At 40.9% G+C, this 10,794-nt stretch carries 13 protein-coding genes and 1 pseudogene; 11 read left to right on the plus strand and 3 right to left on the minus strand.

Annotated elements, in window-relative coordinates; genetic code table 11:
- Positions 1–278: 278 nt before the first annotated feature.
- From BIW15_RS23640 to BIW15_RS23710, 11 genes are all read left to right on the plus strand, one after another.
- Positions 279–842 (plus strand): pyridoxamine 5'-phosphate oxidase family protein, encoded by a 564-nt coding sequence (locus BIW15_RS23640; RefSeq protein ID WP_077281720.1) that lies wholly within the window; start codon positions 279–281, stop codon positions 840–842.
- A gap of 175 nt (positions 843–1,017) precedes the next feature.
- Positions 1,018–1,818 (plus strand): hypothetical protein, encoded by an 801-nt coding sequence (locus BIW15_RS23645; RefSeq protein ID WP_077281721.1) that lies wholly within the window; start codon positions 1,018–1,020, stop codon positions 1,816–1,818.
- Between the two features lie 123 nt (positions 1,819–1,941).
- Entirely contained in the window at positions 1,942–2,550 is a 609-nt protein-coding gene (locus BIW15_RS23650) for a pyridoxamine 5'-phosphate oxidase family protein (protein WP_047734388.1), read from the plus strand.
- A gap of 1,021 nt (positions 2,551–3,571) precedes the next feature.
- Complete coding sequence (locus BIW15_RS23665) at positions 3,572–4,081, plus strand: GNAT family N-acetyltransferase (protein WP_077281724.1); 510 nt, start codon at positions 3,572–3,574, stop codon at positions 4,079–4,081.
- 221 nt (positions 4,082–4,302) lie between these two features.
- On the plus strand, positions 4,303–4,560 hold the full coding sequence (locus BIW15_RS23675) for a hypothetical protein (RefSeq protein WP_069535330.1): 258 nt from the start codon (positions 4,303–4,305) through the stop codon (positions 4,558–4,560).
- A gap of 135 nt (positions 4,561–4,695) precedes the next feature.
- On the plus strand, positions 4,696–5,208 hold the full coding sequence (locus tag BIW15_RS23680; RefSeq protein WP_077281726.1) for a GNAT family N-acetyltransferase: 513 nt from the start codon (positions 4,696–4,698) through the stop codon (positions 5,206–5,208).
- Between the two features lie 129 nt (positions 5,209–5,337).
- Positions 5,338–5,814, plus strand: coding sequence for a HEPN domain-containing protein (locus tag BIW15_RS23685; RefSeq protein ID WP_077281727.1), 477 nt, complete (start codon positions 5,338–5,340; stop codon positions 5,812–5,814).
- A gap of 131 nt (positions 5,815–5,945) precedes the next feature.
- Entirely contained in the window at positions 5,946–6,308 is a 363-nt protein-coding gene (locus tag BIW15_RS23695; protein ID WP_256857068.1) for a DUF2750 domain-containing protein, read from the plus strand.
- A gap of 139 nt (positions 6,309–6,447) precedes the next feature.
- Positions 6,448–6,909, plus strand: coding sequence for a hypothetical protein (locus BIW15_RS23700; RefSeq protein ID WP_077281729.1), 462 nt, complete (start codon positions 6,448–6,450; stop codon positions 6,907–6,909).
- Positions 6,910–7,543: 634 nt separating this feature from the next.
- Positions 7,544–8,284: an HNH endonuclease gene (locus tag BIW15_RS23705; RefSeq protein WP_077281730.1), complete on the plus strand. Its 741-nt coding sequence runs from the start codon at positions 7,544–7,546 to the stop codon at positions 8,282–8,284.
- Between the two features lie 123 nt (positions 8,285–8,407).
- Complete coding sequence (locus tag BIW15_RS23710; RefSeq protein WP_077281736.1) at positions 8,408–8,929, plus strand: GNAT family N-acetyltransferase; 522 nt, start codon at positions 8,408–8,410, stop codon at positions 8,927–8,929.
- 643 nt (positions 8,930–9,572) lie between these two features.
- Here BIW15_RS23710 and BIW15_RS23725 read toward each other — a convergent pair.
- The 3 genes and pseudogenes from BIW15_RS23725 to BIW15_RS25385 all read right to left on the minus strand — a co-directional run bounded on the left by BIW15_RS23725 (position 9,573) and on the right by BIW15_RS25385 (position 10,644).
- Positions 9,573–9,869, minus strand: coding sequence for a type II toxin-antitoxin system RelE/ParE family toxin (locus tag BIW15_RS23725; RefSeq protein ID WP_077281733.1), 297 nt, complete (start codon positions 9,867–9,869; stop codon positions 9,573–9,575).
- 6 nt (positions 9,870–9,875) lie between these two features.
- Positions 9,876–10,118, minus strand: coding sequence for a type II toxin-antitoxin system Phd/YefM family antitoxin (locus BIW15_RS23730; RefSeq protein WP_077281734.1), 243 nt, complete (start codon positions 10,116–10,118; stop codon positions 9,876–9,878).
- 305 nt (positions 10,119–10,423) lie between these two features.
- Positions 10,424–10,644 (minus strand): annotated as a pseudogene (locus tag BIW15_RS25385) (hypothetical protein).
- Positions 10,645–10,794: the final 150 nt, after the last annotated feature.

Genomic DNA, 10,794 nt, shown 5'->3' on the forward strand with positions numbered 1-10,794 from the left:
TTAAACGCTACTGGTGAAGTGGTGTTTTGGTCACACAACGGTGTAACAGATGAGAAATGGGCAAATATAGCCGAGTGGCGAGCACAAATGATCGCGGAATCTGAGTAGTAAACGTAAAACTAACAAGGCGTTTAAGGCGGATTCACAACGCTTGGCGGTTTCAGTTCCAGTCAGGTTTAGTGTTTAAGGTACAGGGCTTAGGTTTGGTGGTTGGCGTTGTTCACCACTTAACGCGGCGTTATGCCTTTTATCGAAAATTAACATGGAGGTTAATCGTTTTGGGTAAGCAATTTTCAGAGTTATCCGATAAACACATTGAATTTATCGGACAGCAAAAAATCTATTTTGTAGCCACCGCCGCAGAGAGTGGTAGTGTGAATCTTTCCCCTAAAGGTGGAGATTCCTTGCGGGTTATCAACCCGAAGCAAATAGCTTGGTTAAACCTTACAGGAAGTGGTAATGAGTCAGCATCACATATCATTCAAAACCCAAGAATGACCGTCATGTTTTGTGCTTTTGAGGGCTCTCCTTTAATTCTTCGAGCCTATGGTAAGGCTACTGTTTTGCACTCTCAAGACGATAGTTGGGGTAAGTATGCACCGATGTTTCCGGAAAGTGTTGCTGCTAGACAAATCTTTGTCCTAGACGTCGATTTGGTACAGTCTTCCTGCGGAATGTCAGTTCCTTACTTTACCTATGAGGGAGACCGTGAAGACCTAGCTAATTGGTCAGAAAAACAAGGTACAGTTGGTATAGAAAAATATTGGCTTAAAAAGAACCAAAAGAGTATCGATGGTTTTGAAACTGAAATTGCTAAAAGGTCTGGCTTGGACGTAGAGTAAACAAAATAGCTCTAATCACCACAGGCATAACAAGCAATTTAAGAGTGATTCAGCACGCTTGGCATTTTTGGTTTGGGTCTAATTTAGTGTTTACGGTGTTCAAATTTAGTGCTGTGGTAGCGTGCTTCACACCTTAATTGGGCGTTATACCAAACGATTCATCAAGAGGACTATCATGAATAAAAACAAGCTAGATGAAACAAACTATACAACTCAATTGGCTGCGGACATTAATATGTACGTTAAGAAATGTTCGAATGAAAAACCTCAGGCGGCTTATACCCCACACTCAACTAAACAGTCCTTTAAGAACCTAAATGAATCTAGTTGCTTTGACTTAATATATAGGATCACTAACTCTTCTCTTCTAATTCTGGAAGTTAAAGTCACTCACGATAATAAAAGGCTACATAGTTTTAGTCCACAGCAGAGGCGTGTTGACTCAGTATTACGAAAATTCGGAATACCATTAGACTACTGCTATAACTTAAAAAGTGATTACGCTAAGGTCAATGAAGAAGAGTACACATTGAAATATTCTCTGCTAGCCCATCCAGATAAAGTGGCTAGCACTTCTGGTATTATTCAAAATCAAAAGCAACATGTAGTGTTGAAGGATAAAATTGACTACCTGTTGAAGAAAAACCCCGGAAACGCTGGTGGACTTGGTGCTTTATTTACAGTTGGTTTACTTGAATCGATCCAAGAAATAAATACTAAGTTGCTTTTCTTCTCTTATAACGCTGGCAGCATAGAGATGTATACGCTTGAACAAATGCGTGAAATTTATGAGTCGTACAAGAAACACGTTCATATCGCAAAAGGTGTTGATATGAACACGGCTTCAAGTGAACAATTGCTTAAGGCATTTTCTGAAAACACTCAGCAATTACTCAAATGCCTTGAGCAGATGCAATCTTCAAACGAAGTGGATGATAAGCCTAGTCAAGATACCACTACGTTCGGTATGTGTTAGTTAGGTATAACAAAGCATTTAAGAGTGATTCGCAACGCTTGGCGTTTTCGCTTCGCTCAAGTTTAGCCAAGCGTCGCTCACACCTTAATGCGGCGTTATACACTTATGAAGGAGCAAAATAGAATGAGTGAAATTAAAACGATAGAGCAATTAAAAGGAATTTACGCTGAGCCAAGTGCGAGAGCTAAAAATAAAGTTCTACCTGCTCTGGATGCACATGCGATTACGCTAATAAATAATTGCCATTTCGCGGTTCTAAGCACCACTGATTCACAAGGCTATGTTGATCTCTCCCCAAAGGGAGGAGAGCCTGGCTTCATTAAAGTTTTAGATGAATCAACAGTATTGCTTCCCGATAGCTCGGGGAATAATCGAATAGATGGCCTTAAAAATATTATCAGTAACCCAAAAGTAGGGCTGTTGTTGATGGTCAATGGTATTGATGAAGTAGTTCGCATCAAAGGAACAGCGAGTATTCATACTGACTCCAACTTGTTATCCGTTTGTCCTGATGGAAGTAAATCTCCCAAGGTTGTTATCAAAATAGTGATAGAAAGTATGTATTTTCACTGTGCTAAATCAGTGATGAGAGGAAAGCTTTGGTCTGATGACTATAAAGTAAATCGTTCAATTCTTCCTTCTTTGGCGCAAATCTTTAAAGATCAACAAAACTTAGAAAGTAACGCGATTAGCCAAGAAGAAATGGTTAAGTATTACGAGTCAAGCCTTTAGAGCGTGTATAACAAGGCATTTAAGAGTGATTCGCAACGCTTGGCAGTTTCGCTTCGCTCAAGTATAGCCAAGCGCCGCTCACACCTTAATGCGGCGTTATGTTTAATCACGTAAAATCAGTTGGTTGCATCTTTTCTTTGCTTTCTCAGCTTTCTAATTTTGCTCTTGTCGGCAAGTTACATTTAGTGGTCGCTGTTTTCTGGACTCCAATTCGTGGGCGCTAAAAATTCAGAGAGTTGCCTCATTGAAATGTAGTGTTTGGGTGAGGTGAGTGCAGCTTGCTCAGTTTCAAAGTTAGAGCTTCAGCTTTTTGTTTCTCACGTTGAGACTCAATGCAAATTCAATCAATTTTATGAGTTAATTCAGTTTTTAGCCTATGGTTTTGGTGTGCAAAGGTAAGTCGAGTTAAGCTCTTGGTATCGTAAAACTTAACCCTTTGAGTCTTAAACATAACAAGGCGTTCAAGAGGGACTTGGCACGCGTGGCATTTTCAATTTGCGTTGGGTTTAGTGGTTAAGGTGCGATGCGGTCACTTTTGTATTGCGTGCCTGCGCCCCTTAACGCGGCGTTATGTAGCTTTATTAATCTTGGTGTTTATATCTAGTTGTCTTTGGCAAATGGTTTGCGGATAGCTCATCTATCGCAAGGTGTGGCGAGTATTATGTTATCGAAACGTCTGCGTGCAATGTCGGTTCCGTTCGTTAGGTTTTCTCTACACAAAAGCGATCTTTGTCGCTGGTCGTTTGAATCCAAGGGCGCTGGCCGTTTTGCCTACTCAATTTCGTGAACCGCTTCAGGTAATTTGGGCGCGGCAAGATTCGCTGCTTGTTCAGCTTTTCTTGGGTAGTAAATTGAATCTGAAAGGCAGGCTACATAACAAAGCGTTCAAGCGGGACTTAGCACGCGTGGCATTTTTGGTTTGCAGTTTGTTTAGTGATTAAGGCGTAATACGGTCACGTTTGTAGTGCGTGCCTGCGCCCCTTAACGCGGCGTTGTAAAGCTCGAAGAAAAAGGACATTTCGTGGAAATTCGAACAGGTAAACTTGAAGATGTTGCTGGTATCACTGACATTTTTAATTTTTATATTGAGCATACTAATGCACGCTTTGAGGAAGTTCCATTTACTCTGGAAAATCGTCATAAATGGTTTTCTCAGTTTTCTAGCACTACCAAATATCAACTATATGTAGCAACGGAAAACGGCGTGTTGCTAGGTTTTGCATGTTCCCAACAGTACAGAGCAATTTCAGCTTTTGACGACACCGTACAAGTGACCGTTTATCTGGCACAAGAAGCAAAAGGGAAAGGTTTAGGCTCTAAACTATATACTCAGTTGTTCTCATCAATTCGTGATTATGGTGTCCATCGTGTATTGTCGGGTGTTGCATTACCAAACGACGCATCAGTTGCATTACATAAGCGGTTTGGTTTCAGAGAAGTCGGAGTTTTCAATGAGTATGCAAAGAAACATGGACAGTACATTAGCTCGGTGTGGTTAGAAAAGGCGTTTAACGTAGAGTCCACTTTATAACAAACAATTTAAGAGTGATTCGGCACGCGTGGCATTTTTACTATGCGTTAGTTTTAGTGGTTAAGGTGGTATGCGGAAGCATCGTATTGCGTGCCTCACACCTTAATTGGGCGTTAGTTGCCAACGAGAAAATTGCAGCTAAAACAGAATGTTTAGGGCTAATCATTCGTGTGCTTTGATCGATTCTGCACTTAGAACTTCGGGATCTTGGCTCGCGGGAATTGAGCATCGATCTTTTCCTAGTTTGGTTTGCCGTTTCAGAAGCCGATTTACTTGTTGAAAGTCAGCTTTGTGGCATTGTCTTTTCAAATGAGCTTTTTGGTGTTGTTAGGCTGCATTCTACGGCGCTGTTTGTTCCAAGTGGTTTCAGTGACAGGCGCTTTGAAACTGCGCCTGATTTAAGTTTTTCAAAACACGTAAAGTTCGTATTGGCAAAGCTACAATTAACTTCAAATCAAAGCGTTAGGCTTGGCAACTAACAAAGCATTCAAGAGGGATTCACAACGCTTGGCAGTTTTGGTTTGAATCGGCTTTAGTGTTTACGGCACAATGGGTTAGGTTGGGCGGCTGCGTTGTTCACCCCTTAATGCGGCGTTATGTGAATGGAGCTCATCTTGAAAATATCAGTGGTCAAAAGTGGTGAAATTGAGGTGTATGAAGCATCACTTAATGCACATCTCAACTCAGTTTTTGGTCAAGATTCTACAGTCAATTTTAACCACGAATTCGTTTGTGCTGTTCTCATTGAAGACGACAGTCAGATTGTTGCTACCGGCTTTGCTTACAGTCGATTAATGTCACAGGGCTTAACCAACTTCAAAGCGGGCATAGTTGGCGGTATAGCAGTTGCACCCAATAAGCGCGGTCTGGGTTTAGCCAAAGTTATCGTAAAAGAACTGGATAAATACTTGGTGTCTTTTGGTGTTACTCATTCTTTTCTCTTCGCTTATGAGCCAGATGTATATCGAAGTTCAGGGTATTCAGAGTTAGTTTGTCCTATCCATTACTACGATATACAGCAGAAAAATTGGCACGAGTTTGTTTATCGTGGAGGCATGGTTAAGACTTACAATGTTGGTCACGCTCTAAGCCAGCAAGTCATTGAGTTTAATGGTTGTGTGTATTGATCGCGCTGAAAAATTCACATAACAAGGCGTTTAAGAGCGATTCCGCAACGCGTGCCAGTTTCGCTTCGCTCAAGTATGGCACGCATTACGTCACGCCTTAACACGGCGTTAGCAATCAAGGAGAAATTTGTGAAAAACTCTAATCAAGAATATTTATCAATGGCTATCGCCTACATTGAAATTGGTAAGGTGGCTGCAAGTAGTAATTCGGATCTAATTAATACGCATGAATTTGAGAATGCAATTGCTTATCAGCTTTATCATTCCGTCGAGCTTTTTTACAAATATATGCTGTTAAATAAGGGTGTTACTAAGAAAGGGCATGACTTAGCAGAACTCGAAAATGAATATCGAAAGTATTTCGCGAAAGATAAGTTTAAGCTCAATCATCCTTTCGATTTTTCTGACTATGAAGCTAGTAGTTTAAACCCTAGTGAAGAAGAAATGGTAAATGCACACTTACGACAGTTTAAGCCCGAGTTTATGGATCAGCATTTAAGGTATCCAAGTAACCATAATACTGGTGGCTATTCCTATAAATTTGATGCGCCATACTTTGATAGCATTAAAGCCCAAATGTTAAACATCGCAGCTATTGATTGCTAACAAACAGTTCAAGAGGGATTCAGCACGCGTGGCATTTTGGTATGCGTAGATTCCGGTGTTGAAGTGCCATGCAGCGGCTTAGTCATTGCGTGCTTCACCCCTTAACTGGGCGTTAGCTGCTTAGAGGAAAAATGATGATCCAAGATAAAGCTACATCAAGTTCCAATTACATAAGATTTATCGACAGAGTAATCGAAAATCGAACTGTTAGGAGACTTCTGCATCCTGATGGTGGTTGGGCAGTTTGTAATTCGAATCAGTATCCAGACGCATCAGTTTATGTTTTTTGGTCAGATAGAGCATACGCAAGTCGGGTCGCAATTGGTGATTGGGAGTTGTATGTCCCAAGTCCAATTAACCTAGATTCATTCGTTGATAATTGGCTAAAAGGTATTCATAGCGATGGACATCTTGTGGGTCTCAATTGGGATGCAAACCTCTGTGGTACTGAAGTTGTCGCAATTGATGTGGCAAAAATGTTGGTACGCAGCTAACAAACTGTTTAAGAGGGATTCACAACGCGTGGCATTTTTACTGTGCGTTGGTTTAAGTGATTAAGGTGGTATGCAGCAGCTTTGGTATTGCGTTGCTCACCCCTTAACAGGGCGTTAGCTTTTCAAGGGAAATTTGCATATGGAATATGCTGACGAGTATACAAAAAAAGAGAAAGTAGTTCGATTTTCAGTATTCACCATATTGGGTTTGGCAGTAATTGCATTTCATAAGTTTTTGTTTCTTCCTTTAGTGACAGATTTTGTCGAGCGACCGCACTGCTATGAATTTCTGGGGTTAAATGGTGCCGATTATGTGTGGCATTTAGTGTTTGTTGGTTTGCCATTTTCTCTTTTTGTCGTGCTTGCGTTTATGCTTCCGAACGGGATAAAGGGGTTGAAGAAAGGGCGTTTTCCTCCAAAATCAATGAAGGTGTATAAACTGACAGCAGTTAAAAGAGGTATTGCAGCGTACTTCAAGTCAGGTATCTGTATTTTGGGTCCGGTTATGGCATTACTACTAACCTTCTGGGGATATCATCAAGTTGATAGTATGCCTCCAATAGACTCAATAAATCTCAGCCCTCATTTGTGCCAAAGCTAACAAGCAATTTAAGAGGGATTCACAACGCTTGGCACTTTTGCTTCTACTTCAGTTTTAGTGTTTATGGCACAATGCTTTAGGTTTGGGGGGAGGCGTTGTTCACCCCTTAATTGGGCGTTATGTTTAATCAAGTAAAATCAGTTGGTTGTATCTTTTCTTAGCTTTCTAATTTTGGTCTTGTCGGCAAGCTAACTTCAGTGGTCGCTGTTTTCTGGACTCCTATTCGTGGGCGCGAAAAATTCAGAGAATTGCCTCATTGAAATCCAGTGTGTTGGCGAGGAGAGTGAAGTGTTCTCAATTCCAAAGTTAGAGTTCCAGTTTTCGGTTTTTTACGCTAAAACTCAATGTTAGTAAAATCGAATTTATGAGTTAATTCAGTTTTTTAGCTTCTGGTTTTGGTTTTCAAGGGTAAGTCGAGTTAAGCTCTCGGTTTCGTAAACTTAACCCTTTGAGCCTTAAACATAACAAGGCGTTCAAGAGGGACTTGGCACGCGTGGCATTTTCAGTTTACGGTAAGTTTAGTGGTTAAGGTGTGATGCGGTCACTTTTGTATTGCGTGCCTGCACCCCTTAACGCGGCGTTAAGTGCCCAGAGCCATGTGGGAACTGGTTGATATTCAAGGAATGAAGAGTTTATGAAAATTTCAGAATCTAGCGTTCATTTCATTTACGACGCAGCAAAGAACGTATATGACTCAAAGCAAACTTTGGTGTCAGCAGCTAAAGAAGCGTCTGACAAGAGGCTAATGTCTGACGGTTCTGCTAGGATTTACATCAATATTTTTAGGAGCTTAATGAAAGGTGTAGGACACACTAGAGCAATGAATGAGTATTCTACGATATATTTTCTTGAGTCAATTTATAAAGATTATGGTTCATACCAATTTGAACTTGCGTTGCAGGCTACAGCGCATCATGTCAATTACTACAACTCTTTAGGAAAAGGGCGTAGAACTTCGATTGAAAAAGTTATTGCAGACATGAAAACTAAATATAATATTAAGTCAAACGCTTATTCAGTATACCCTGACGAAGTTGAGTTCATCGAAGGTAAAGTAAAAAAAACATACGTAAACAAATACGAGCGAAGCGTGAGCGCTAGGCAAAAAGCAATAGTTGTACATGGTGTTAACTGTATTGTTTGTGATTTTAATTTTGAAGAAACGTATGGTTCTTTAGGTACTGGTTTTATTCATATCCATCACCTCATTGACTTATCGGAAATTGGTTCTGAGTACAGTTTGAACGTAGAATCCGATCTCGTACCAGTATGTCCAAACTGTCATGCAATGTTACACAAAACCAAACCGGCAATGAAACCTGAAGAGTTGAAAGGGCACTTAACAAAGCATTTAAGAGTGATTCCCAACGCTTAGCATTTTCAGTTCAAGGTTAGGTTTCGTGTTTACGATGCAATGGTTTGGGTTTGGTGGCAGCGTTGCTCACACCTTAATGCGGCGTTAGTTTGCTACAAAGAATCGGGAAGTATTGAGGAAGATATGAAAGTAGATATTAGACCAGCCAAGGAAGACGAACTGGCAGCTCTCCATTCTTTGGTTATTTCAAATGATGAATGGATGAAGTTCAATGGCCCTTACTTTCAATATTCTCATCCAACATTAGAACAGTTTGAAAGTTCATCATTTCAGCGTTTACTAGCTGGCTCAGACTTACAATTAATCACTGTTGACGGTATTCCTGTTGGAACGGCTAGTTGCTACTGGGAATGTGAAGAAACTCGTTGGCTTGAAGCTGGTGTAGTGATTTACGATGCACAGTATTGGGGTAAGGGAATTGCTGCGCTTGCTCTACCTTTATGGGTATCGTACTTATTCGAAACTAAAGAAATCGAGAGGGTTGGTTTAACCACTTGGTCAGGTAATCCTCGAATGATGTCCTTGGCTCTGAAACTGGGTTTTCAGCAAGAAGCTAGACTTCGAAAGGTTCGTTATTACAATGGTGAGTACTATGACTCCGTCAAATATGGGGTGTTACGGTCGGAGTGGTCAGAGCGCAACTAACAAGCAATTTAAGAGGGATTCACAACGCTCGGCATTTTTGCTTCTACTTCAAATTTAGTGCTGATGGCACAATGCTTTAGGTTTGGGTGAAGGCGTTGTTCACCCCTTAATTGGGCGTTATGCTTAATCACGTAAAATCAGTGGTTTATGATTTTTCTTTGTTCCCCAGGCTTGTTTGTTTCGAGTTTTTCGGCAAGTCGGCTCCAGTGGGCGCTGTTTTCCGGACACTTATTCTTTGGCGCTGAAAATTCAGAGCGTTGCCTCAATCAATTTTCAGGTAAGTGCGAGGTTATGGTAGCTGGCTCAGTCAGCAATTTAATCTTCAGTTTTTGAGTTTTAGCGGCTGAATTTCAAAGTCCGATTTTCATAACTATGAGTCATTTCGGTTTTCTAAGTTTTGGCTTTTGTTTGTAAATCAAAGTCGGGTTAATCTTGTTTTGAGTAAAACGTAACCCATTGAAGCTTAAGCATAACAAGGCGTTCAAGAGGGATTCATGCCGCGTGGCATTTTTTGTATGCGGTGATTCTTGGTGGTGAAAGTGGTCTGCGGTTAGTTGGTTTGTGCGGCATTCACCCCTTAACGCAGCGTTAGTTTACCAAGAAAGTTCATCACCCTAGCTCCGGAGCTAGGGTGACACCACAATTACAAATGGTTTTGAGGTAGTTGTGATTGACCGAGTACAGCTACGACTAAAATGAAACCGTCTTCTTTTGTAAAGTAAGCTGTGTGTTTGCCTACAGGAAAGTAAAAACCGTTTGGGTAAATTTCATCACAACTCCGACCAACGGCAGGGTTGTCCGCAAGCATCTGAAATCCGGTTAGTAATGTATCTTTATAGTTGCGCCACTGCATTTCAGAGAAATTGTTGACGGTATAGCTTCTGATTTTTCGCAAATGAGCCTGAGCTAGCTTACTTAATTTGTACTTATTCTTCTGCATAGCTGGTTATAAGGAGTTTAAAAAATCTTCACCATCAACGACATTGCCTTGTGCTAAGTCTTGCTTAGCTGACTCGAAACAATGTTTAAGGTAGTCTGCTTTCATTGTTTCCAGCTCTTCATAGTCTCTAATAGACATTACAACCACGGCATCTTTGCTGTTTTTGCTAATCTTCACTGGCTCGCGCTGGGCGCTAAGAAGTAACTCACCAAAATTACGTTTGGCGTCATTTGCTGTTAATGTGTGCATGATCAATCTCCAAATCTGCAGTAACATTGAGATTATAGTTAGTCGCATGAAATGGTCAATATAATTAAATCGTGCGATTCGTGTTAAAGGTAAACTAACAAAGCGTTTAAGACGGATTCACAACGCTTGGCATTTTCAGTTTGAATCGGTTTTAGTGTTTACGGCACAATGGTTTAGGTAAGGTGGTCGCGTTGCTCACCACTTAACGCGGCGTTAGTCGCCAGAAAAAGCTAGCAATCAAAATCATGTTTCTAAGCTTAAAATTTGGCTGATGATTGTTTGCTATACAGGCTACTCATTGATGGTCAGAACTCAGTCTCAGCTGTTTTAAGTCCAAAGTTTTGCAAGTGTCCAAGCGGTTTTTTTGTTCTTTGGTGCTGACAGGACAGGGCAATCGAGCGTCTGTTCTTGGTTGCAGCTCTGCTCGGTAAGTTCCACGTGGTTTCAGTGACTTTGTTGAAAGTCAGCACTGTGAGATTGGTTTTCCAAAAGCGCTTTTTGGTGTTGTCAGTCCGTTTTCTACGATGTTTTATGTTCCAAGTGGTTTCATTGAGTAGCTGCTTTGAGACTACGCCTGACTTAAGTGCATCAAAGCACATAAAGTTTGTTGTTCGCAAAGTTTAGTTTGGCTTAAAATTGTCGCTCGGTGCCTCGCGACTAACAAACTGTTCAAGAG

This window comes from Vibrio sp. SALL6 (assembly GCF_002002385.1).
Lineage (GTDB): Bacteria > Pseudomonadota > Gammaproteobacteria > Enterobacterales > Vibrionaceae > Vibrio > Vibrio parahaemolyticus.